Below are 22459 nucleotides of genomic sequence, written 5' to 3'. Positions count from 1 at the left end.
CTTCCTTCAGACCCCACCGTTGGCCAGTGACGCCCTTGCCATTCAGATTATCTTCCCCTTAGTCAGGGTGATAAGGCATCTTTCAGCCTATCGGGTTTGCCAGCTTCGCTGGGCAAACAAAAAAGCGCTAATCATTACTGATTAGCGCTTTTCAAAGCTCGGGTCAGATCAAGCTTAAAAACTCATTTGGGTGCAGTTTAAAGGTCTGGATCGTCGCCTAACTTATCTTCACCGTCTTCAGGTTCAATAGTTGCTTTTAGTAAAAGCATTTCGCGTAACTTACCTTCAATCTCATCTGCAATTTCTGGGTTTTCTTTCAAAAACTTAATTGAGTTAGATTTACCTTGGCCAACCTTGTTGCCACTGTAACTGTACCAAGCACCTGCTTTTTCAACAATTTTATGCTTAACACCTAAATCAATTAACTCGCCTTGCTTAGAAATACCTTCGCCATACATGATGATAAATTCAGCTTGTTTAAATGGCGGCGCTACTTTGTTTTTAACAATTTTAACGCGGGTTTCGTTACCAACAACTTCATCACCTTCTTTCACAGAACCAATACGACGAATATCAATACGTACCGATGCGTAAAACTTAAGTGCATTACCACCCGTTGTTGTTTCTGGGTTACCAAACATAACACCAATTTTCATACGGATTTGGTTAATGAAAATACATAACGTGTTAGAACGTTTAATATTACCAGTAAGCTTACGTAATGCCTGTGACATTAAACGTGCTTGTAAGCCCATGTGCGAGTCGCCCATGTCGCCTTCAATCTCAGCTTTTGGTGTAAGTGCAGCAACCGAGTCAATAATAACGACGTCTACTGCGCTTGAACGTACTAACATGTCACAAATTTCTAGTGCTTGCTCACCTGTATCAGGTTGAGATACAAAAAGGTCATCAATATTTACACCTAGTTTTTGTGCATATACAGGATCAAGAGCATGCTCAGCATCAATGAAGGCACATGTTTTACCTTCTTTTTGAGCTTCTGCGATAACTTGTAAAGTAAGCGTTGTTTTACCAGATGACTCAGGACCATACACTTCAACAATACGTCCCATAGGTAAGCCACCTATGCCTAAGGCAATATCAATACCTAGTGAACCTGTAGATACAGATTCAATGTTTAACGCTTTGTTGTCACCCAATTTCATAATTGAGCCTTTACCAAATTGACGTTCAATTTGTGATAGTGCTGCGTCTAACGCTTTTTGTTTGTTATCGTTCATTTTGTTCTCCAATCCAGCTAATGCGAACAAGTATACTGTATGAAATCACAGTATCAAGCTAATTTTTTCATTTTATCTCATCTATTACACTTTTTAATGCAAATACAATAGCTTGCAGTCTTACTTGAGCCCTATCACCAGTAAATATTTGTTTAAAGGTCAGTACTTTGTCATCAATTTGTATGCCAAACCATACAAGTCCAACAGGTTTACCTTCTGTCGCCCCGCCAGGCCCTGCAATGCCCGATACAGCTATAGATATATTAGCGTTTGTTGCTTTAATAGCACCTACTGCCATTTCATGGACTGTTTGCTCGCTCACAGCACCGTATTGATTTAATGTACTAGCGCTAACATTGAGCAAATCTTGCTTTGCTTGGTTACTATAAGTGACAAATGCACGGTCGATATAAGCTGAACTTCCAGGTGTATCGGTAAGCGCATAACTCACTCCGCCACCAGTACATGACTCAGCAGTAGTGATCCATAAGCATTTATCCGTTAAAATAGCGCCTAATTGCGCAGCAAGTGTTTTAATCTCTTGATGTAATTCCATATTCAGCCTTTGGGTAAATACATGTCGTTTGATCTTTATGCACCACACACTATAAAACAACAAACCCCTATGATGCAGCAGTATCTAAAAATAAAATCAGAGCATCGCGATATTTTATTGTTTTATCGTATGGGCGATTTTTACGAACTTTTTTTTGATGACGCTAAACGCGCCGCTCAATTACTCGATATTTCGCAAACTCATCGTGGTAAAGCTGGCGGCGATCCTATCCCTATGGCGGGCGTACCCTACCATGCGGTAGAAAACTACTTAGCACGTCTAGTCCAAATGGGTGAGTCAGTCGCTATCTGCGAACAAGTGGGAGACCCTGCAACCAGCAAAGGTCCTGTTGATCGAAAAGTAGTGCGTATAGTTACACCCGGTACAATTTCTGATGAAGCGCTTTTACAAGAACGACAAGACAATCTCCTTACCAGCGTTTGGCAAAGTAAAAAAGGTTTATACGGTATTGCTTATTTAGACATTAACTCTGGTCGTTTTAATATTGTCGAAGTAAATAGCGACGAAGCCTTTAGCTCAACTATTCAGCGCCTATCACCAGCCGAGCTTCTGTATAGCGAAAGCTTTGAAAACGTTCATTTAATTGAACATATAAAAGGTGCTCGCCGTCGCCCAGAGTGGGAATTCGACTTAGATACGGCTCAGCACTTATTATGCGATCAGTTTGGTACTAAAGATTTAGTTGGCTTTGGTATTGATAAAGCCCATAGCGCGCTTGTTGCTGCAGGTTGCCTAATGCAATACGTAAAAGATACACAACGTATTGCACTGCCACATATTCGTGCAATTACGCTTGAGTACAACGAACACGCTGTTATTTTAGATGCCGCTACCCGTAAAAATTTAGAATTAACTGTTAATTTATCGGGCGGGTTTGAAAATACACTTGCTCAAGTACTTGATAAAACAGCAACGCCAATGGGTTCTCGCTTACTTAAGCGCCGTATTCATACACCAATTCGTAATAAAGACGAGCTAAATTCACGTTTAAATGCAATTAGCGCTATTTTAGATGCGCAGCTTTGCGGTGAATTACACGAATCATTAAAAGAGATTGGTGATGTAGAGCGTGTTATTGCACGCCTAGCTTTATGTACTGCACGCCCGCGTGATTTAACTCGCCTGCGCAGTGCGCTACAAGCACTTGCACCACTGCATACTTTGTTAGCTGACGCTAACGATCCTCGTATAGCAGGTATCATCAAGCACTCGCCTGAACTCCCTGATTTACAAGCGTTATTAGAACGAGCTGTGATAGAAAACCCACCGGTACTTATTCGTGACGGTGGTGTTATTGCTCCAGGTTACAATAGTGAACTTGATGAGTGGCGTAACTTAAGCAAAGGTGCAACCGACGTACTTGAGCAATTAGAACTGCGAGAGCGCGAACGTACGGGCATTAGTACGCTTAAAATTGGTTATAACCGCGTACATGGCTTTTTTATTGAAGTAAGCCGCGCCAATGCTCACTTAGTGCCAGCCGACTACATTCGTCGCCAAACGCTTAAAAATAACGAACGCTACATTATTCCTGAGCTTAAAGAGCACGAGGATAAAGTACTCGGTAGCCAATCAAAAGCTCTCGCGCTTGAAAAACAACTATACGAGGAGCTGTTTAGATTTATTGCTCCACATATTGAGCAGTTGCAAATGATGGCAGCAGCATTGGCCGATTTAGACGTTTTAAACAATTTAGCTGAGCGTGCATTCGCAATCAATTATGCAAAACCAGAATTGTGCGATAACGACAATATAAGCATTAAGCAAGGTCGTCACCCTGTTGTTGAACAAGTAATGAAAGAACCGTTTATTGCTAACCCTGTTGAATTAAACAGCCAACGTAAAATGCTAATTATTACCGGTCCAAACATGGGCGGTAAATCAACCTATATGCGCCAAACGGCACTTATTGTTTTAATGGCTCACATTGGCAGTTATGTACCCGCTGACAGCGCTAAAATTGGTAATATCGACCGCATATTTACACGTATTGGTGCAAGCGATGATTTAGCATCAGGGCGTTCAACCTTCATGGTAGAAATGACCGAAACAGCAACTATTTTAAATAATGCCACGGCGCAGTCTTTAGTATTAATGGATGAGATTGGTCGCGGTACAAGTACTTACGATGGACTCTCTCTTGCGTATGCAACAGCCGATCATTTAGCATCAAAAATATCTGCTAAAACATTGTTTGCTACGCACTACTTTGAATTAACAGAACTTGCTGAGCAAACTACGGGCCTTGTAAACGTACACCTTGATGCAATAGAGCATAACGACACGATTGCGTTTATGCATACAGTTCTCGACGGTGCAGCAAGTAAAAGCTTTGGTTTACAAGTAGCCGCTCTTGCTGGAGTGCCAAAAGCTGTGATTGCACAAGCAAAGCAAAAACTTAAGTTGCTTGAAAATCATCAAAGCGTTACTGCACCAAATACAGAACAACAAGCCTTTACTTTTAATAACGAAATTGCACAAAGTACACCTTCAGAAGTTGAAGAGCAGTTAAGCGCAATCGACCCTGATAATTTATCGCCACGCCAAGCGCACGATTTGTTATATAAACTAAAAGCATTGCTGTAATTTATATCATCTAATTTACAAGCATAAAAAAAGCCGAAGAATAAACTCTTCGGCTTTTTAACACACATAGTCTCTTAAACTATTTAACTAGTTACGAAAACTGATTAAACAAGCTATCTGTACTTAAACCTTCTTGTTGCAAAATGTCTTTTAAACGACGTAATGCCTCTACCTGAATTTGTCTTACACGCTCACGTGTTAAGCCTATCTCACGACCTACATCTTCAAGTGTTGATGGCTCATAACCAAGCAATCCAAATCGACGTGCCAATACTTCACGTTGTTTAGGGTTTAATTCTCCTAACCAGTCTACAATATGTTTATTAATATCATTATTTTGTACTTCGCCTTCAGGGCCAGCACTTTTTTCATCTGGGATGATATCAAGTAGTACACTGTCGTTTTCGACACCAATAGGCATGTCTACTGATGCAATTCTTTCGTTTAAACGTAGCATTTTAGTAACGTCTTCAACGGGTCTATCTAGGCAAGCTGCAATTTCGTCAGCTGTTGGCTCATGGTCAAGCTTTTGAGTTAACTCACGTGCTGTACGCAGGTAAACATTAAGTTCTTTAACTACATGAATAGGTAAGCGAATGGTACGCGTTTGGTTCATAATGGCACGTTCAATTGTTTGACGTATCCACCATGTAGCGTAAGTAGAGAATCTAAATCCACGCTCAGGGTCAAATTTTTCAACTGCGCGAATTAAGCCTAAATTACCTTCTTCAATTAAATCGAGTAGAGCAAGGCCGCGATTATTGTAGCGACGTGCTATTTTAACAACCAAACGTAAATTACTTTCAATCATACGTTTACGTGAGGCTTCACAGCCTCGAAGTGATTTGCGAGAAAAAAACACTTCTTCTTCAGCACTAAGCAAAGGAGAAAAACCAATTTCGCCTAAATAAAGTTGAGTTGCGTCAAGATTTTTAGTTACTTCTTCTTTAGCAAAGATTTCATCGTCGTCCATTTTATCTAGTAGAGCGGTGCTTTCATCAACATCGATGTCACCGAATTTTTCGTCAGTCATAGTGTGTTTGTCAAGTTTTGCTGCGCTAGCCATGAGCCTTCTCCCGAGCAATTATCAATACCTGAAAATTAGGGTAGATACTTAGCAGGATTGACAGCTTGTCCTCGGTAGCGAATTTCAAAGCGAAGCGCGGTGACCGGAGATTCTGAATTACCAATTTCTGCTATTTTTTGTCCTGCCTTAACCTTCTGCTTTTCTTTAACAAGTAATTTCGAGTTATGTGCATAAGCACTTAGGTAATCATCATTATGTTTCAATATGATTAAACTACCATAACCTCGAAGGGCGTTACCCGCGTACACTACAGTTCCTTGTGCCGCAGCTAAGACTGAAGCCCCTTTGCGATTAGTAATCTGTAAACCTTTATAACCGTTTTCCTTATTAGAAAAGCGTTTGGTAATTTTGCCCTGTGCAGGCCAAAACCACTTAACTTTACTGCTCGACAAACGTTTAGTATTACTAATTTTGTTACTGGCTTGTTTCTGAACATACTCTCGTTGTTTTGGGGGATCAAGCTCTTTCTTTAAAATTTTGTTATTTTTTTGTGATTTTTTTATAGACTTTTTACTCGAATTCGTATAATTTGCATCCCTTTTTGTTTTTTCGGGCTTAGGGAGTAAGGAGATGTTTTGCCCAGGGAAAATTGTGTAAGGTGATGGAATTGAATTGTTTTTTGCAAGTAATCTAAAGTCTTGCCCAGCACTAAAGGCAATAGAGTAGAGCGTATCTCCTTTTTGTACTTTATAGCTAGTCCCATTAATGTTAACAGTATGACCTAAATCATTAACATTATTATTTAAGCTACTAACAGGTGCAGGAACATGGCGAGAAGAGCAACCAAAGAGAAAAATACTAATAAATATAGTTATATACAGTAAACACTGTTTATTCATTGTATTTTTCCCCTAAATTAGAAAATTGATATTTTTAACGCTTAACGCAATAAAAAGTAAGCTAGCGCAATTAATACCACTAATCCCCAACCAAGTATTTCAATATACTGACGTAATTTTCGCTCCATTTGAGCTCCGCCCCACTTCATTAAGGCTGAAACTAAAAAGAATCGCGCACCGCGCCCAATGGCTGATGCTATTAAAAATGGCAAAAATGCCATTTGTAAAACGCCTGCGCCAATCGTAAATACTTTATATGGTATAGGCGAAAAACCGGCTAAAAACACAACCCAAACACCGTAATCCTTAAACCAGTTTAGTGCTATATCAAACTTTTTTTGCCAGTGCATTTGTGCAATCAATGGCTCTACAACGGGTTCAAATAGCCAAAAACCAAGTAAGTAACCAACCACTCCACCAATAACCGATGCTATTGTGGCAAAGCTTGCAAATCGCCATGCTTTGTTTGGTTGCGCAAGCGACATAGGTGCAAGCATTACATCGGGTGGTATCGGGAAAAAAACTGATTCTGCAAAGCTCATAGCAGCTAAGTAACGTTCCGCATGACGGTGTTTTGCCCACACTAGGGCCATATCGTATAACTTGGTAAACAACTTCAAAATGAATTCCTATTCAATATCGCCAGGTACTAACGGCACAAATCTAACGGGAGCAATAACATGCTCTTTATAATTATCGCCTTTGCGGATAACCATTACTAATTTTTGATCGCTCTCACCAATTGGGGCTAATAACACGCCACCATCGGCCAACTGAGCAAGTAAGTCTTGCGGAACTTTAGAGGCCGCAGCAGTCACTATAATACCATCAAACGGCGCTTGTGATTGCCAGCCTTGCCAACCATCGCCATGCTTCATGGTTACATTATATAAATCGAGTTGCTGCAAACGTCTTTTTGCCTGCCACTGAAGTGTTTTAATACGCTCTACCGAGTAAACCTTTGTAAACGTTTTGGCCAATATTGCAGTTTGATACCCAGATCCTGTACCTATTTCTAGCACTTTATTGCGCACACCAGCTAAACGAAGTAGCTCTGTCATGCGCGCTACTATGTAAGGCTGAGAAATTGTTTGCCCTTGCCCAATAGGGAGCGCTGTATTTTCATAGGCTTTGTGTTTTAGCACATCATCTATAAAAATATGGCGCGGAATATCAGCTATAGCACTAAGTACTTGCGTATCTTCAACACCTTCACGCTTTAGTAAGTCAGAAAGCGCTTTAGCACTGCGGGTATAATTAGCGAGCACGATTAATCTCCAAATCGGCTAACCATTCTCCTACTGCCTTTAAGCTATCTTTAGCTGTCATATCAACACTCAGTGGCGTAACTGAGGCATAGCCATTATTGATTGCGTAAAAGTCGGTGCCTTCACCAGCATCGCTTTCGGTGCCAAGCGATCCGTACCAATAAATATCACGCCCCCAAGGATCGGTTTGTTTCGTCATCGTTTCAGCTTTATGACGAGCACCTAAACGTGTTACTTGCACCCCTTTTAATTCACTTAATGGAATATCTGGCACATTAATATTTATTATTTGATCTTTTGGAAGCGGATGCGAAGCCAAGCCTTTAATAATATTTACGGTAACAGCAGCGGCTGTTTCAAAATGATCGCCATTATGTGAGCAAAGCGATACCGCAATTGCAGGCAGACCTAAATGGCGACCTTCAGTTGCAGCGGCAACAGTACCGGAATAAAGCGTGTCATCACCCAAATTGGCACCATGGTTAATACCTGCAACAACAAGGTCGGGCTTTTCATCAGCTAACTGATTTACACCTAAATGTACACAATCAGTGGGTGTGCCATTAACTGACATAAAACCGTTTTCGAGTGTAGTTGCTCGTAGCGGGTTCATAAGTGTTAAAGAATTACTCGCGCCACTACAGTTGCGATCAGGTGCAACAAGGGTTACATCTGCAATTTGTATAAGCGCCTGATATAAAACCGCAATGCCTTTGGCATTTACGCCATCATCGTTACTTAACAGTATCTTCATTTATGCCATTATCCTTATCTTTGCGCTCTCGAGGGCTAGCATCAGTGTAATCCACCAGCTCACGTAATAATGCGGTTGCAAAACACCCTTTTGGCAAACCAAAGCTTAGTTTTAGTGTGGTTTCATCAAGTGTTTCAACAGTTAAGTTTTGTGGAATTAAGCGCAGCATTCGGCGCTCATTTTTAAGGCCTAACTCACCTAAACCATCACACCATGTTTGGAAAGGTTCGAGCCATACTTTTTCTTGCTCGGTTAGGCCTTTTTCACTTTTACCCACCATAGGTGCCGACATCATAATATCGCCAGTGGCTAATCGCTCTATGTTTTCGTCGTTAATTGCATCTTCAAAAAATGCATTACTGCCGCTGAGCATAAATACTTCACGGTGCATTGTTTTAGCTAAACCATGCTCTTTTACACGTAAGCTCACTAACTGATTAAATACATGCGATCGTGCTGCTGAAATAATAATACCGCGCAACTTTTTATCGCGAATACGCTCACCGGCAAACATTTTTTCAGCCATAACTAAGTTATGACCGCCATGCCCAAAGCGCTGTTCGCCAAAGTAATTAGGCACACCTGCGCGTACTGCGTTAATACGACATAAAATATCAAGAGGCTCAGTCACGTTACGAAGCGTAATAGTGAATTTATTACCCTTGTGGCAGCCCGTACGTAATTTACGATCGTGGCGCTGTTGCGACACAATAAAAATGCTCTCACTATTTAAATCACTAAAATCGATAGGCTTTTTAATCGGTACTTTCACACTAAACCACTGCGAGCACACACCGTGGCGATCTTTCATGCCAGCGTAACTTACGTCTCGTGGTGAAACACCCGCACGCTGCGCAATTAGCTTGGCAACATATTGCGTATTTTCGCCTTTTTTAACCACCTGCAAACACACATGTTCGCCACTACCAGTAAATTCTATACCAAGATCTTCATCAACCATAAAGTCTTCAGCAGTGGTTTTAAAATCAGCTTTAGAAAGCGGAGCACCGTATAAATAATTTAAATCGCTCATGCGTTTGTTGTACTCGCAAGATCTTTATTCATAATAACCACTGCATGGCTCGAAATACCTTCCCTGCGCCCTTCAAAGCCTAGTTTTTCGGTAGTAGTGGCTTTAACATTAATTTGCGAAAGGTCGCAATTTAAATCGCTGGCTAAATTAGCGCGCATAGCTTGAATATGTGGCAGGATTTTTGGCGCCTGTGCAACAATAGTCACATCGCCATTGCCAATTACATAACCTTGCTCTTTAGCTAAGCTCACCACATGGCGAAGTAAAATACGGCTGTCGATATTTTCATACTCGCTTGCCGTATCTGGAAAGTGCTTACCAATATCACCCATTGCAAGCGAGCCTAAAATAGCATCGCATAATGCATGAATAGCAACATCACCATCTGAGTGCGCTAAAAAGCCCTGTGGGTAATCAATTTTTTCACCACAAATAGTTAACGGGCCTTCGCCGCCAAATTTATGTACGTCAAAACCATAGCCAATTCGTATCATAATGCACTCTCGTTTTGTTGTTTGTGTAATAAAAACCCAGCCAAATCTAAATCCTCTGGCGTGGTTATTTTAATATTATCGCTGCGGCCTGCTACAAGCTTTACCGGTTTACCCGCCCATTCAATTGCACTTGCTTCGTCTGTAATAGTTACCCCACTTGCTAATGCGTTTTGAAGCGCACTTTTAAGCTCGTTATATTTAAAAAACTGGGGGGTAAGTGCTTGCCATAAATCGTCTCGTGGCACCGTTTGTTCGCTGTACTCGTGGCCGCGTTTTATAGTGTCTTTTACTTTGCTAGCTAAAATACCGCCTTCATCAGCGTTAATGCATTCATCAATTAAACGTTCTATATCACTGATATTAACTAATGGACGAGCAGCATCATGCACCAATACCCATGTTGGTGGGTTAGGCGCTAAAAAAAGCAAGCTATTGAGCACCGAGTCGGCTCGCTCTTTTCCGCCACTGGCTCGCACAATGCGATTATCAAGCAGTGGGAGTTCGTCAAAATAGGGGTCGCTGTCGCTAAGAGCAACAACAATAGTACGTAATTGAGATAATTGGGAAAGTTTAGCTAAGGTGTGTTCTAAAATAGTTTTACCGGCTAATTGTATATATTGCTTAGGCGCATTGTGCTGCATTCTACTGCCAACACCCGCTGCAGGTACAATTGCTGCAATAGTCTGTTTATTTGTCATATTGTTTGCCCGGTAAAACACGAATAAATGTTTCGTCCGGTTTAATCATTCCCAATTCGTTGCGTGCACGCTCTTCAATGCCTTCTTGGCCAAGCTTTAAGTCTTCAATATCTGCTTTAAGTACTTTATTACGTTTAATGAGTTTTTCGTTGGTTTGATGATGCGACGTTACTGCACCTTTTAGCCGTGTGTAGTCTTGTAAACCATTATGACCAAACCATAACCTGTATTGTACAAACAGTGCTAAGCACAGTAAGCCAACTTGAAAAATACGCATTTAACACTCCTTATTTTAAATTCCAAATACCTTAACTTTAATACGCTAAGGGGCGCTTTAAATTGCGCCAATTAATACTACCCGCTAAAAGCATTTCGCGTAGTGATAAAACACGCGGCATACAACGCTTCGAAAATTGCCACTGATGCCCGCAACATGCAGCGGTTAAACTCACTTTACTTGGCTTTATTAGCTGAGCATTTTGCTGCTCTAGTCCATTTCCTAAAAAATCAAACCATCCAAGCTCGTTACAATGCAGCTTATTTTCGCCTAACTGATCGATACTGTCTATTCTAAGACGCACCTGATCGTAGCCATGCAATATAACAGGCACTATAAGCCCCACTTTGGCATACGTTTGATAAAAAAGTTCATTAGCTTGAACATTCACATCGGGTGGGGTCGGTTTTTGCTTTTCAAGCCACGTACCATTTTGTGCATCAAGCGTAAAAGGCGTGTCACCATTGGCAACTAACGTTGCCGCTCGCTCAATATAATAAGGTAGGCTTTTTAACTGGCGGCGCAGTTTATCGGCATTAGGCTCTGCAACTAATCGCTGAACCTCACGCTGATAAAACGCATTGCACAATTGTGCATACAACACTTTTTGTGCATCAGTTTGCCAAATTTCAACTTGCTGTTGAGCACCAAGTGACTGATTTTTAGCGACCAAAAGCTGTACTCAAAAATATCCAGGTAAATGTTTTATAACACAGTATTGAATATTTTTTAAGCGCAGCGCACTATTTTAAGCGCTTGGCTTTTCACCTAATTTTGCTTTACCTGATTCTAAAAATTGCACAACCGTATTACGCTTTTTACCAATCAATAAACTGCCATCAGCTAAAAACATAAAGTTTTGCCAATTGCGTTTAAATACATCAAACGTCGTTTCGATAATATTATCGCGTGCCATACAAAAATAAACCGTGGTGTTAGCTTCCCAATCTAAAAACGTTAAGATTGCTTCTGGTGGTAACGCATCGCCATTTTCCCACGCATCTTGCCAATCTACTTCTTGGCTAAAGCTTTTTTCTTGACCACACCAATCGGTGTCTTCAAAAAAATCAGGGTGATCAAACTCACGGCTCACCATGGTTGTCCAAAGTACGGCTGCGCGCTCGTCGCTCATAGGCTTTATTTTTGCTGCGTCTTCATCAGATACAGGTAAATCTTTGTGGCGAAAAACCCACGCCTTTTTGTAATCATCTAAAGAAATATAGTTCATAGTATTGGCAAATTAGTTAACATTAAAAGTGCAAAGCCAAATTATACAAGAGATCAAAACATGACTACAGCAATAAAACCACTTTCCCTAAAACCAGGCATATACCAACACTACAAAGGCCCGCAATATAAAGTTATTCATGTTGCCACCCATAGCGAAACCGAGGAACAGCTTGTGATTTACCAAGCACTTTATGGTGAATTTGGTATATGGGCGCGCCCACTTAGTATGTTTTTAGAAACTGTTGAAAAAGAAGGTGAGGTCATACAGCGTTTTGCTTATATTGGACCTGCTGCTTAACTATGGCATTATAACAAAATAACTTACTGCTCAGACCAGACAAGGGTACACCGTGCAATTTAATTCAACTGACAATTACATAGCGAGTAGCGCGCTTAAACAAGCTGTAAATGCTGCCATTATGCTCGAAAAACCACTTTTAATTAAAGGCGAACCTGGCACAGGTAAAACCATGCTGGCTGAGGAGTTGGCTAAAAGCTTAGATACCACGCTTATTCAGTGGCATATAAAATCGACTACTAAAGCGCAGCAAGGTTTATACGAGTACGACGCGGTTTCGCGCCTGCGCGACAGCCAATTAGGTGACGAGCGTGTACACAATATTGGCAACTACATCGTTAAAGGTAAGCTTTGGCAGGCATTTACATATGCAGAGCTCAACGGTAAACGCCCAGTGCTTTTGATTGATGAAATAGACAAAGCCGACATAGAGTTCCCAAACGACTTACTACTTGAGCTTGATAAAATGGAGTTTCATGTTTATGAGACTAACGAGCGCATTGTCGCAAAAGAGCGCCCTATTGTAATCATCACATCAAATAACGAAAAAGAATTGCCGGACGCATTTTTACGCCGCTGCTTTTTTCATTATATTGATTTTCCTAGCAGCGACGAAATGCAGCAAATTATTGACGTGCACTACCCTAACGTTAAACAGGATTTAGTACGCCAAGCACTTGAAGTGTTTTTTAACCTGCGCGAAGCAAACGGCCTTAAAAAGAAACCTTCCACCAGCGAATTACTCGACTGGTTAAAGCTTTTAATGGCTGAAGACATAGACGCTAAAACACTGCACGACAAAGCTAAAAAAGGCGGTTTAATGCCCATGTTTGGCGCATTACTCAAAAATGAGCAAGACATCAGCCTAATCGAAAAACTCGCGTTTATGAGCCGTCGCTAGGGCCTGTTGACCTTTCAGGATTAAAATTTGTTCTAACTAGGGACGATTTAATCGTGGCGCGAGGTTTGTAACCTAGTGGGCTAAGTAAAAGCCGAGCAACAAAGAGTTAATCGTCCCTAGGACGAACCTTCAGGCAGCGCGTGTTTGGTATTTATGCTGTGTTATCGCCTATTTATGGGGAACAACCACACTACATAGGCTCTGCCTTGCCTAAATACCAAACACACTGCTGCAAATTTAACCTCGAAAGATAAACAGGCCCAAACATGTTAGTACAGTTTTTTTTCACGCTGCGTAAATACCGTTTACCGGTAAGCCTGCGCGAGTTACTCGACTTAATTAACGCCTTAAAAAAAGGCGTTATATTTGCCGACGTAGACGCCTTTTACCATTTAGCACGCACCATAATGGTAAAAGACGAAACCCATTTTGATAGGTTTGACAAAGCCTTTAGCGACTATTTTAGTGGTATTGCCGATCTTGATTTGCTCGAGAGCTTAAAGCAGCAACACAACTTGCCTGAAGACTGGCTACGTAAAGAGTTTGAAAAAAACCTAAGCGATGAAGAAAAAGCCCAACTTAAAGCCATGGGCGGGCTCGACGAGCTTATGAAAACCTTAAAAGAGCGTTTAGAAGAGCAACAAAAACGCCACGCTGGCGGTAATAAATGGGTAGGTACTGGCGGCACATCACCTTTTGGGGCATACGGCTATAACCCAGAAGGTGTGCGTATAGGGCAAGACGGCAATCGTAACCGCCAAGCAGTAAAAGTGTGGGATAAACGAGAATACAAAAACCTCGACACCGACAGAGAAATTAGTTCGCGCACAGTTAAACTCGCCCTTAAAAAGTTACGTAAGTTTGCCCGCACAGGCGCAAGCGACACGCTTGATTTAAACGAGACTATTCGCGCTACTGCAAAACAAGGCGGCATGCTTGATGTAAAAATGGCACCCGAACGCCACAATGCAGTAAAAGTATTGATGCTGTTTGATATTGGCGGCTCAATGGATGACTACATCCACACCTGCGAAGAATTATTTAGCGCAGCCCACAGCGAATTTAAACACCTAGAGTTTTACTACTTTCATAACTGTTTATACGAGCACGTTTGGCAAGACAACGCGCGCCGCCATTCAAACGTAATAGACACCATGACACTGATTAATAAATTTACCAGCGACTATAAAGTAATATTTGTTGGCGATGCCACTATGGGACCTTACGAAATAGCCTACCCTGGCGGCTCCGTAGAACACTACAACGAAGAGCCCGGCAGTGCCTGGTTACAACGTATAACAAACCACTTTGATAAAGTCGCCTGGCTCAACCCACAACCCGTTGAACACTGGCCTTACTATCAATCAATTGGCTTTATAAAAGAGCTAATGAACAACCGCATGTATGCGCTGAGTTTAGATGGGATAAGTAGAGCGATAAAAGAGCTGAGTTAAAGTTTGACTCAGCTATATTTGTATTAGAGTAGTTTGAATCATCAATTTAAAAAAGTAATAGTAGCTTTAGTTATTTACATCAAAAAGAAATACCAACATTACAATTATCTGCAACACATCCAGATAACTCTGAAGAACCTCCATCAGGAAAGGTTACTTTTAAATAATCACCATTAGCTTCAAAATAGAAGCCTGCAAAAACCATATCCAGACGCGAAACCAAAATATCACACTGCTCAGTGATAGTTAGTACAAGATGTATTTTTCGATGTCTTTCTCTAATAGTTATACAAGGGCCTTTAACTTCTACATCCCAGAGAGAAGAATTAGCTTTCCACTCATTATCTTTAATTTCTAGTGAGACTTCTCCATTAGAGTCTGTAAATAGACCAGATAGCAAAAATGGTTGACCTAAGTACTCTGGTTTTTTTAATTGAAATAATGGGTAATTTGCAACTTGAATAGGGATTTTACAGTTGCTTAACTTTACACCACCAAAAATTAAAGAAGGATTACGCTCTGGGAAATCAAAAAACTCATTAGAGTAACCTTGTTGTAAACACTTTGGCATCCGCATTGCTAATTTTACACGTGACTTTGACCACATTTTTGTAGTTACCTTTGAATGGCATTGTGGACATAGGAGGGTCATATTAGCCGGGTCATGTTTTTTTGCATCTTTAAACTCAGGATCTACATGTTCATATTGAATTATTCCTAATCCACAAATAACACACCCGAACCCACATTGCTGACGAATCTCTCGCTTTATTTCTGCTGGAATTACTCTACTCAAACCAAATTTATTAACTTCCATATTATTCTGATCCAGTTAAATTATTATATTAAAGACATTTTATTTTTTCTGTAGAATTTTATTTACTTAATAAACTTACACATTCCTAATCCTAAAACATCTCCATCACGCTTTACATAACCATATTGTGTATAAAACTTTCTTTACCGTGAGCACTTAATAAAGCTATTGTCGCGCCATTAGAGCAGGTGTTGTTTAGGTAGTTTTCAATGTGGGTCATAACTAAATGACCTATGCCTTGTTTTTGATAACTTGGCGCAACAATTACATCTTGAATATAAAAATACATTGCGCCATCACCGATTATTCTACCAGTGCCTATTAACTTATCAGTATCGTATACGGCAACCCAAAAAAGTGAGTTTTCAATGCTTGCTTTTAATGTTTTATCGTCAGGGTTTTGCCACTTTGCTTGTGCGCGTAAATTAGTAAATGCATCTAATCCTGGAGCTGTATGTCCAATTTTGTATTTCATAATCTCCCTTACTCACTTTTAAAGCGCTTTACTCATAAACAAGCTGTACGGATCTAACTCATAATCACCAAATGGTTCGCATTCTTTAAAACCAAATTGAGCGTAAAGCTTTTGTGCGGGCAAAAATGCCTCGGCAGTGCCTGTTTCTAAACTTAACTTTTTATAACCTCGCAAGGTCGCTTGCTCAATAATATGCATGAGCAATTTAGCAGCGATGCCTTGGCGTAAATAGTTGCTTGATGTGCGCATTGATTTAATTTCGCCATGCGTTGTATTTAGTGCTTTTAAAGCGCCAACACCCGCTAAATTATTATCAATCCATAAGCTATAAAAAGTTATATCGGGCTGAGTGAGTTTACTCACATCAAGTGCATGTACGCTCTCAACGGGCGAGTGTTTTAACATATCGTTATGATGCGCTTGTAGTAACTTTATAACGTGTGGGTTTGAAAGCTCACCTATTCTAATATCCATTTATACCTCGTTTAATCCTAGAATTTAATGCTTGAGGGCTTTAATTAAAACCCTAAAGTAAGTGGCTCTATTTAGGCTGCTAGTTTCCATACTACAAACGCAACAGCAAAGCCTACTAAATACACTAGCCCTAACCACGTTAAGCTGCGTAATAGCACGCTGTGCTTTATAGCAGGCTCGGAGCGCACAAGGCTAAAGTTAAGCCATGCAAAAACAGGCGTTGTTACAAATGAAAGTGTCATTGCAAAGGTAAGCATGGGGCCAAGGGCTGATTTAAAAAATAAAATAACGGCCATACCGGCAAGAGCTTGTAGTATTAACCAAATATTTAGACTGTGTTTTGATTGCCCAAAGCCAAGTAGTTTATGGGATTCGTTAAGCGTACGCGCGTAGCCATCAAGCACGGTAAGTGTAGTGCCAAACATACATAAAAAAGCGATTGCTGATACAAGCGGCCTTGCCCACTCGCCTATTGTTAATGCGTACATATCAATAAGCTGCTTGGCAAACGCGACACCGCCGAGTTCTATACTACTGGTTTGCCCGTACTGCACTAATACACCTAAGCTAAAAAATACCAAGGCTAAGCCAGCTGTAAGCCAGTAACCTACGTTAAAATCGAACAAGCCTTGGCTTTTAGAAACTGTTTGCTGCGCTTGCTTTTCTTTTAGCCATAAAGAACTTAATGCAGATATTTCGATAGGTGCTGGCATCCAGCCCATTAAAGCCACCATAAAGCTAAGCATGGCAAGTTCATACGGTGAAGGTCCCACATAATCAGCAGGTGCCATTGGGCCGTTACTAAATGCAATGGCAAGGGCAATCAAAGTAGCGAGCGTAAGCAGCCCCATAATGCCTTTGGCAACGTTATCTAGCGCTTTAAAGTGTCCAAGTAGTAATATAACTAAACATACACCCAGCAGCATCCAACAAAGTAAGGTTACTTCGATAACCACAGGTAAGGCGTAATGCAGTAAGCTTGCGGTAAGCAGTAATACGCCAGCGGTATTAACAACAGCGGCTACAATGTTTAAGCCAATAAAGCTGTAAAAATAAAACGGGCCTTTACTCTTATAGCCCTCCACTAGGCTATTTTTAGTCGCGAGTGTGTATTCCATACCAAAGCGAAAAAACGGATATTTTAAAACATTAACAACGAGGATAAGCCAAAATAGTTGCCAACCAAATATTGCTCCAGCTTGCGTAGAGGCAACTAGGTGAGATCCGCCAATAGCGGCTGTTGCCATGAGTATTCCAGGTCCAAGCGCACCTAGTCGAGACTTCCATACTGCTTTTGTTGTGTGCATTAATTTCTCAAAATATGTGTGTTATACGCTGCTTTTATTAATTTTTTTGATTAATAAACTGCAAGAACGCATAACTTACCTAAATTACAGGCAATAAAAAAGAGCCATACGGCTCTTTTTTACAATACTTTGGAACTAAATTTTATTTAAGATCCATCTCTTGGATGATCTCGTGTGCTATTTCAGGTGTAGTGCTAACAGGCTTTTCGTGTAAGTTTGCTTTTATCTGCCCTTTTCGATGTTTTAGTGCCGCATCGAGTTTTTTAGCTGCGCTTGCAATGGCTGGGTACATAACTTCGTTTTCCCCTTTTACCGATATGCGCGTGCCTTCGTAATTAGTGCTAATTTCAGCTTGGATTTTATGATGCTCTTTTGACAAAATAATATCGAGTGCAATAAGCGATGGAAAGTGGCTCTCGATTTTTGAAAATTTTTCGTTGATGTGCTCTCTAATAGAGTCAGTAACTTCAACATGGTGACCAGAAAGATTAATTTTCATAGGGTATCCTTTTATTTGTTACCTCATAAATAGTATTGGGGGCTATTTAGATTAACACAAGGAAAAAAGAGAGATATTTGAGGTTTATTTGCGGTTTTTGGTGATTTAAATCATGCGTTGTGCAAAGTTTATGCAAAGCCCATAGTGCATGGGCTTTCAGACGTCTAGCTGTATTGATTAATCTGTGTACGAACAACAGTAGTCAGCAAAATCAGATACTTTTACTTTAAAGCTTACATTTGCATCAACATTAAACGATTCACCCGCGTTAAATGTTTTCCACTCACTTGCCCCTGGTAATAAAATATCCCATTGGCCAGCTAAAAGCTCCATGCACTCTTTTTGGTTTGTATCAAAAACAAACTCACCAGGTTGCATAAAGCCTAACGTTTTCGCTTCGCCATCACCTAAAATAACGGTACGGCTCGACACTTTTCCGTCAAAATATACATTGGCTTTTTTTACTACACTCACGTTATCGAACTTCGGCATTTTTAGCTCCTGCTATTAATTTAAGATTTTTATTTATAAATTTTATCGCACTACCTTGCCTGATAGCTTACTTTCTTACAAGGAAAGCAGCATTGTTCAAGGTGAAGTTGCTTCATGTAAGGGCATAAAAAACCCGCAGCATGTGCGGGTTTTTCAATTACTTACTTTATTTAATCAAAGCGATTAAAAAAGCTCGTTTGCTTTGCTTACAATGTTTGCCACTGTAAAACCAAAGTGCTCAAACAACTCGCCTGCAGGCGCTGACTCACCAAAGGTAGTCATACCTACTACTGCGCCATTTAGACCTACGTACTTGTACCAGTAGTCAGCAATACCTGCTTCTACTGCTACGCGGCGTGTAACAGATGCCGGTAATACGCTTTCTTTATACTCTGCGCTTTGATCTTCAAAGGCATCAGTACATGGCATAGATACAACACGTACCTTTTTACCTTGGCTGCGTAGCTCAGTTGCTGAATCTTGTGCTAGTTGCACTTCAGAACCCGTTGCAATTAAAATAATTTCAGGATTGCCGTCACAGCTAAGGATGTAACCACCCTTTTTAACGTCTGCTAATTGCTGTGCGTCACGCGCTTGTTGCTCAAGACCTTGGCGAGTAAAAATTAACGATGTAGGACCGTCTTTACGCTCAATAGCTTGTTGCCATGCAATTGCCGACTCAACTTGGTCACATGGGCGCCAGTTGTATAAGTTAGGCGTTAAACGCATGCTTGCAATTTGCTCTACTGGTTGGTGAGTTGGACCATCTTCACCTAAACCGATTGAATCGTGCGTGTATACAAAAATGCTTGGTTGCTTCATTAATGCAGCCATACGTACGGCATTTTTTGCATATTCAACAAACATTAAGAACGTAGCACCGTAAGGAATAAAGCCTTTATGAAGGGCAATACCATTCATAATTGCCGACATACCAAACTCACGTACACCGTAGTAAATGTAGTTACCGCTTGCATCGTCGTGTGTTAAACCTTTAGAGCCATCCCAAATTGTTAAGTTTGAGCCTGCTAAATCGGCTGAGCCACCCATAAATTCTGGTAATAACGGACCAAATGCGTTTAATGCATTTTGCGATGCTTTACGAGACGCTGGGTTTGCAGGGTTTGCTTGTAATTGCTCAATGTACGCTTGAGATTTTTCAGCCCAATCGCCAGGCAGTTCGTTATTAATACGACGCTTATATTCAGCTGCAAGCTCTGGGTATGCTTTTGCGTATGCTGCAAATTTTTCGTCCCAGCTTGATTCAAGCTGCTGACCTTTTTCTTTGCTATCCCATTGTGCGTAAATATCATCAGGAATTTCGAACGCATCGCCAGTCCAACCTAAGAATTCGCGAGACGCTTTAATTTCGTCATCACCTAGTGGAGCACCGTGACAATCGTGGCTACCAGATTTATTAGGTGAGCCGTAACCAATAATTGTTTTACAACAAATTAGTGATGGTTTATCGGTAACACTTTTAGCTTCTGCAATTGCAGCACTTATAGCATCGCTGTCGTGGCCATCAACACCACTAATTACATGCCAACCGTATGCTTTAAAGCGAGCTGGCGTGTCATCTGTAAACCAACCTTCTACTTCACCATCGATTGAAATGCCGTTGTCATCCCAAAATGCAACAAGTTTACCCAGACCTAATGTGCCTGCAAGTGAACCAGCTTCATGAGAAATACCTTCCATAAGGCAGCCATCGCCCATAAATGCATAGGTAAAGTGATCAACAATATCGTGACCTTCGCGGTTAAACTGTGCAGCTAGCGCTTTTTCAGCAATTGCCATACCTACGGCATTTGTGATCCCTTGACCTAATGGACCCGTAGTAGTTTCGATTCCTGGTGCATAGCCATATTCAGGGTGACCTGGTGTTTTAGAATGCATTTGACGGAAGTTTTTAATTTCGTCCAGTGGTAAGTCGTAACCACTTAGATGCAATAGAGAATAGATAAGCATTGAACCGTGGCCGTTTGAAAGAATAAATCTGTCACGGTCAGCCCACTCTGGATTTGTTGGGTTGTGTTTTAGATAATCGCGCCATAATACTTCTGCGATATCAGCCATGCCCATAGGGGCTCCAGGGTGACCAGATTTGGCCTTTTGTACTGCGTCCATTGACAAGACGCGAATAGCATTTGCAAGTTCTTTGCGAGATGGCATGAATTCTCCTACCTTTATGTGTATTTGCGCGGGTATTTATGTGTTTGTTTATGCACCCAAGTAACTTGGGTTTGTTTATATCGACCATTCTTACTTATTGTGGGGGCTGTGTGCAATTAAAAACCCTATAAAAGTGAGGCATTATGAATATTTTTTAAGACCAAAAAGTTATTAGTAATTTTATTTAGACGTCTAGGCGTAAAAACACTATGCAAGGTGTTTTGTTTTCGATAAAATACGCCCCTTAATTTTTTAGCGCTAATACCGACGTTTGTGAAGCGCAATATTTGTGAGCAGAATTACAATGGCAAAACATTTATTTACTTCTGAATCAGTTTCTGAAGGTCATCCGGATAAAATCGCCGATCAAATCTCTGATGCGGTACTTGATGCTATCCTAGAGCAAGACTCTCATGCCCGTGTTGCGTGCGAAACTTACGTAAAAACAGGTATGGTTATGGTTGGTGGTGAAATCACTACTAGCGCATGGGTTGATATTGAAGAAATTACACGTAAAACAGTACGTGAAATTGGCTACACGCATTCAGACATGGGTTTCGATGCAGATTCATGTGCAATTTTAAACACTATTGGTAAACAGTCTCCTGACATTAACCAAGGTGTTGACCGTACTAGCCCAGAAGAACAAGGTGCTGGCGACCAAGGTCTTATGTTTGGTTACGCATGTAACGAAACAGAAGTACTAATGCCTGCGCCAATTACTTACTCACACCGTTTAGTACAGCGCCAAGCGCAAGTACGTAAAAGCGGCGAGCTTAACTGGTTACGTCCAGATGCAAAATCTCAAGTTACTTTTGCATACGAAAATGGTAAGCCAGTAGGTATTGATGCAGTAGTACTATCTACTCAGCACAGCGAAGACATTTCGCAAAAAGATTTAGTAGAAGCGGTGATGGAGACTATCATCAAGCCGGTACTTCCTGCAGAGCTTATTACAAGCGCGACTAAATTTTTCATTAACCCAACGGGTCGCTTTGTAATTGGCGGACCAATGGGCGATTGTGGTTTAACAGGTCGTAAAATCATCGTTGATACATACGGTGGTATGGCTCGTCACGGTGGTGGTGCTTTCTCTGGTAAAGATCCATCAAAAGTTGACCGCTCAGCTGCATACGCTGCACGTTACGTTGCTAAAAACGTAGTTGCGGCTGGCCTTGCTGATAAATGTGAATTACAAGTTTCTTACGCAATCGGTGTTGCAGAGCCTACATCTATCAGCGTTGAAACATTTGGTACAAGCAAGCTAGAAGAAAGCCGTTTAATCGAGCTTATTCGTGAACACTTTGACCTACGCCCTTACGGCTTAATTCAAATGCTTGATTTAGAGCGCCCTATCTACCTGCCTACAGCGGCTTACGGCCACTTTGGTCGTGACGAATTCCCTTGGGAACGTACAGATAAAGCAGACGCACTTCGCGCAGCTGCTGGCCTTTGATTGGCTAAGTAAATATAAAAAAAGCGC

25 protein-coding genes are annotated in these 22459 nt (G+C 41.0%); 5 read left to right on the top strand and 20 right to left on the bottom strand.

The window, feature by feature from the left end; all coding sequences use genetic code 11:
- Positions 1 to 197: 197 nt before the first annotated feature.
- Complete coding sequence (recA, locus tag H4J63_RS11860; RefSeq protein ID WP_002958952.1) at positions 198 to 1241, bottom strand: recombinase RecA; 1044 nt, start codon at positions 1239 to 1241, stop codon at positions 198 to 200.
- 67 nt (positions 1242 to 1308) lie between these two features.
- Positions 1309 to 1797 carry a CinA family protein gene (locus H4J63_RS11855; protein WP_024597314.1) on the bottom strand — a complete coding sequence of 163 codons (489 nt, stop codon included), beginning with the start codon at positions 1795 to 1797 and terminating at the stop codon, positions 1309 to 1311.
- Positions 1798 to 1818: 21 nt separating this feature from the next.
- Here H4J63_RS11855 and mutS point away from each other — a divergent pair, with 21 nt between their 5' ends.
- A complete protein-coding gene (mutS, locus tag H4J63_RS11850) occupies positions 1819 to 4404 on the top strand; it encodes a DNA mismatch repair protein MutS (protein WP_182196716.1) in 2586 nt (861 codons plus the stop codon).
- Between the two features lie 91 nt (positions 4405 to 4495).
- On the opposite strand, the gene rpoS is transcribed toward mutS, so the two are convergent.
- From rpoS to H4J63_RS11795, 11 genes are all read right to left on the bottom strand, one after another.
- Positions 4496 to 5470 (bottom strand): RNA polymerase sigma factor RpoS, encoded by a 975-nt coding sequence (gene rpoS / locus H4J63_RS11845; RefSeq protein ID WP_024604081.1) that lies wholly within the window; start codon positions 5468 to 5470, stop codon positions 4496 to 4498.
- Between the two features lie 35 nt (positions 5471 to 5505).
- The gene (locus tag H4J63_RS11840) at positions 5506 to 6330 is read right to left on the bottom strand and encodes a peptidoglycan DD-metalloendopeptidase family protein (RefSeq protein WP_182196713.1); all 825 of its coding nucleotides are present in this window, start codon (positions 6328 to 6330) and stop codon (positions 5506 to 5508) included.
- Positions 6331 to 6371: 41 nt separating this feature from the next.
- Positions 6372 to 6950, bottom strand: a complete 579-nt coding sequence (locus H4J63_RS11835) for a YqaA family protein (protein WP_182196711.1) — start codon at positions 6948 to 6950, stop codon at positions 6372 to 6374.
- 9 nt (positions 6951 to 6959) lie between these two features.
- Positions 6960 to 7598 (bottom strand): protein-L-isoaspartate(D-aspartate) O-methyltransferase, encoded by a 639-nt coding sequence (locus H4J63_RS11830; protein WP_002958958.1) that lies wholly within the window; start codon positions 7596 to 7598, stop codon positions 6960 to 6962.
- Entirely contained in the window at positions 7588 to 8352 is a 765-nt protein-coding gene (gene surE, locus H4J63_RS11825) for a 5'/3'-nucleotidase SurE (RefSeq protein WP_024600608.1), read from the bottom strand. The genes H4J63_RS11830 and surE overlap by 11 nt, the downstream gene beginning before the upstream one ends.
- Positions 8333 to 9385, bottom strand: coding sequence for a tRNA pseudouridine(13) synthase TruD (gene truD, locus H4J63_RS11820; RefSeq protein ID WP_182196708.1), 1053 nt, complete (start codon positions 9383 to 9385; stop codon positions 8333 to 8335). Before truD ends, surE begins: the two co-directional genes overlap by 20 nt.
- Positions 9382 to 9879 carry a 2-C-methyl-D-erythritol 2,4-cyclodiphosphate synthase gene (ispF, locus tag H4J63_RS11815; protein WP_182196705.1) on the bottom strand — a complete coding sequence of 166 codons (498 nt, stop codon included), beginning with the start codon at positions 9877 to 9879 and terminating at the stop codon, positions 9382 to 9384. The genes truD and ispF overlap by 4 nt, the downstream gene beginning before the upstream one ends.
- Positions 9876 to 10577, bottom strand: a complete 702-nt coding sequence (gene ispD, locus H4J63_RS11810; protein ID WP_182196703.1) for a 2-C-methyl-D-erythritol 4-phosphate cytidylyltransferase — start codon at positions 10575 to 10577, stop codon at positions 9876 to 9878. The genes ispF and ispD overlap by 4 nt, the downstream gene beginning before the upstream one ends.
- Complete coding sequence (gene ftsB / locus H4J63_RS11805; protein WP_002958963.1) at positions 10567 to 10854, bottom strand: cell division protein FtsB; 288 nt, start codon at positions 10852 to 10854, stop codon at positions 10567 to 10569. Before ftsB ends, ispD begins: the two co-directional genes overlap by 11 nt.
- A gap of 37 nt (positions 10855 to 10891) precedes the next feature.
- Positions 10892 to 11527 (bottom strand): hypothetical protein, encoded by a 636-nt coding sequence (locus H4J63_RS11800; protein ID WP_002958964.1) that lies wholly within the window; start codon positions 11525 to 11527, stop codon positions 10892 to 10894.
- A 75-nt stretch (positions 11528 to 11602) separates the two neighbouring features.
- Positions 11603 to 12082, bottom strand: coding sequence for a DUF2947 domain-containing protein (locus tag H4J63_RS11795; RefSeq protein ID WP_002958965.1), 480 nt, complete (start codon positions 12080 to 12082; stop codon positions 11603 to 11605).
- Positions 12083 to 12142: 60 nt separating this feature from the next.
- Between H4J63_RS11795 and H4J63_RS11790 the strand changes: the two genes are divergently transcribed.
- From H4J63_RS11790 to H4J63_RS11780, 3 genes are all read left to right on the top strand, one after another.
- Entirely contained in the window at positions 12143 to 12382 is a 240-nt protein-coding gene (locus H4J63_RS11790; protein ID WP_039486721.1) for a DUF1653 domain-containing protein, read from the top strand.
- A 52-nt stretch (positions 12383 to 12434) separates the two neighbouring features.
- Positions 12435 to 13283, top strand: a complete 849-nt coding sequence (locus H4J63_RS11785; protein ID WP_010554437.1) for a MoxR family ATPase — start codon at positions 12435 to 12437, stop codon at positions 13281 to 13283.
- Positions 13284 to 13549: 266 nt separating this feature from the next.
- On the top strand, positions 13550 to 14737 hold the full coding sequence (locus H4J63_RS11780; RefSeq protein ID WP_182196700.1) for a VWA domain-containing protein: 1188 nt from the start codon (positions 13550 to 13552) through the stop codon (positions 14735 to 14737).
- Positions 14738 to 14816: 79 nt separating this feature from the next.
- Here H4J63_RS11780 and H4J63_RS11775 read toward each other — a convergent pair whose 3' ends face one another.
- The 7 genes from H4J63_RS11775 to tkt all read right to left on the bottom strand — a co-directional run bounded on the left by H4J63_RS11775 (position 14817) and on the right by tkt (position 20976).
- Positions 14817 to 15554: an HNH endonuclease signature motif containing protein gene (locus H4J63_RS11775; RefSeq protein WP_182196698.1), complete on the bottom strand. Its 738-nt coding sequence runs from the start codon at positions 15552 to 15554 to the stop codon at positions 14817 to 14819.
- 112 nt (positions 15555 to 15666) lie between these two features.
- The gene (locus H4J63_RS11770) at positions 15667 to 16029 is read right to left on the bottom strand and encodes a GNAT family N-acetyltransferase (protein ID WP_259365629.1); all 363 of its coding nucleotides are present in this window, start codon (positions 16027 to 16029) and stop codon (positions 15667 to 15669) included.
- Positions 16030 to 16047: 18 nt separating this feature from the next.
- Entirely contained in the window at positions 16048 to 16503 is a 456-nt protein-coding gene (locus tag H4J63_RS11765) for a GNAT family N-acetyltransferase (RefSeq protein WP_182196695.1), read from the bottom strand.
- A 71-nt stretch (positions 16504 to 16574) separates the two neighbouring features.
- Complete coding sequence (locus H4J63_RS11760) at positions 16575 to 17750, bottom strand: NRAMP family divalent metal transporter (RefSeq protein WP_165723901.1); 1176 nt, start codon at positions 17748 to 17750, stop codon at positions 16575 to 16577.
- A 202-nt stretch (positions 17751 to 17952) separates the two neighbouring features.
- Positions 17953 to 18309 (bottom strand): ribosome hibernation-promoting factor, HPF/YfiA family, encoded by a 357-nt coding sequence (gene hpf, locus H4J63_RS11755; RefSeq protein WP_007376058.1) that lies wholly within the window; start codon positions 18307 to 18309, stop codon positions 17953 to 17955.
- A gap of 177 nt (positions 18310 to 18486) precedes the next feature.
- Positions 18487 to 18801: a pyrimidine/purine nucleoside phosphorylase gene (locus H4J63_RS11750; protein WP_002958974.1), complete on the bottom strand. Its 315-nt coding sequence runs from the start codon at positions 18799 to 18801 to the stop codon at positions 18487 to 18489.
- Positions 18802 to 18984: 183 nt separating this feature from the next.
- The gene (tkt, locus tag H4J63_RS11745) at positions 18985 to 20976 is read right to left on the bottom strand and encodes a transketolase (RefSeq protein ID WP_182196692.1); all 1992 of its coding nucleotides are present in this window, start codon (positions 20974 to 20976) and stop codon (positions 18985 to 18987) included.
- Positions 20977 to 21280: 304 nt separating this feature from the next.
- Here tkt and metK point away from each other — a divergent pair, with 304 nt between their 5' ends.
- The gene (gene metK, locus H4J63_RS11740) at positions 21281 to 22432 is read left to right on the top strand and encodes a methionine adenosyltransferase (RefSeq protein ID WP_002958976.1); all 1152 of its coding nucleotides are present in this window, start codon (positions 21281 to 21283) and stop codon (positions 22430 to 22432) included.
- Positions 22433 to 22459 lie beyond the last annotated feature (27 nt).

It is taken from the genome of Pseudoalteromonas sp. 5Ae-yellow (assembly GCF_014077565.1).
GTDB lineage: Bacteria > Pseudomonadota > Gammaproteobacteria > Enterobacterales > Alteromonadaceae > Pseudoalteromonas.
The sequence above is the reverse complement of the archived record's forward strand: the minus strand, read 5'-3'. Positions and strand labels throughout refer to the sequence as shown.

Bases quoted from the DNA above. Each gene is read 5' to 3' on its own strand.
- recA (WP_002958952.1), bottom strand. From the start codon at position 1,241: ATGAACGATAACAAACAAAAAGCGTTAGACGCAGCACTATCACAAATT.
- H4J63_RS11855 (WP_024597314.1), bottom strand. From the start codon at position 1,797: ATGGAATTACATCAAGAGATTAAAACACTTGCTGCGCAATTAGGCGCT.
- mutS (WP_182196716.1), top strand. From the start codon at position 1,819: ATGTCGTTTGATCTTTATGCACCACACACTATAAAACAACAAACCCCT.
- rpoS (WP_024604081.1), bottom strand. From the start codon at position 5,470: ATGGCTAGCGCAGCAAAACTTGACAAACACACTATGACTGACGAAAAA.
- H4J63_RS11840 (WP_182196713.1), bottom strand. From the start codon at position 6,330: ATGAATAAACAGTGTTTACTGTATATAACTATATTTATTAGTATTTTT.
- surE (WP_024600608.1), bottom strand. From the start codon at position 8,352: ATGAAGATACTGTTAAGTAACGATGATGGCGTAAATGCCAAAGGCATT.
- truD (WP_182196708.1), bottom strand. From the start codon at position 9,385: ATGAGCGATTTAAATTATTTATACGGTGCTCCGCTTTCTAAAGCTGAT.
- ispF (WP_182196705.1), bottom strand. From the start codon at position 9,879: ATGATACGAATTGGCTATGGTTTTGACGTACATAAATTTGGCGGCGAA.
- ispD (WP_182196703.1), bottom strand. From the start codon at position 10,577: ATGACAAATAAACAGACTATTGCAGCAATTGTACCTGCAGCGGGTGTT.
- ftsB (WP_002958963.1), bottom strand. From the start codon at position 10,854: ATGCGTATTTTTCAAGTTGGCTTACTGTGCTTAGCACTGTTTGTACAA.
- H4J63_RS11795 (WP_002958965.1), bottom strand. From the start codon at position 12,082: ATGAACTATATTTCTTTAGATGATTACAAAAAGGCGTGGGTTTTTCGC.
- H4J63_RS11790 (WP_039486721.1), top strand. From the start codon at position 12,143: ATGACTACAGCAATAAAACCACTTTCCCTAAAACCAGGCATATACCAA.
- H4J63_RS11780 (WP_182196700.1), top strand. From the start codon at position 13,550: ATGTTAGTACAGTTTTTTTTCACGCTGCGTAAATACCGTTTACCGGTA.
- H4J63_RS11775 (WP_182196698.1), bottom strand. From the start codon at position 15,554: ATGGAAGTTAATAAATTTGGTTTGAGTAGAGTAATTCCAGCAGAAATA.
- H4J63_RS11770 (WP_259365629.1), bottom strand. From the start codon at position 16,029: ATGAAATACAAAATTGGACATACAGCTCCAGGATTAGATGCATTTACT.
- H4J63_RS11765 (WP_182196695.1), bottom strand. From the start codon at position 16,503: ATGGATATTAGAATAGGTGAGCTTTCAAACCCACACGTTATAAAGTTA.
- H4J63_RS11760 (WP_165723901.1), bottom strand. From the start codon at position 17,750: ATGGCAACAGCCGCTATTGGCGGATCTCACCTAGTTGCCTCTACGCAA.
- hpf (WP_007376058.1), bottom strand. From the start codon at position 18,309: ATGAAAATTAATCTTTCTGGTCACCATGTTGAAGTTACTGACTCTATT.
- H4J63_RS11750 (WP_002958974.1), bottom strand. From the start codon at position 18,801: ATGCCGAAGTTCGATAACGTGAGTGTAGTAAAAAAAGCCAATGTATAT.
- tkt (WP_182196692.1), bottom strand. From the start codon at position 20,976: ATGCCATCTCGCAAAGAACTTGCAAATGCTATTCGCGTCTTGTCAATG.
- metK (WP_002958976.1), top strand. From the start codon at position 21,281: ATGGCAAAACATTTATTTACTTCTGAATCAGTTTCTGAAGGTCATCCG.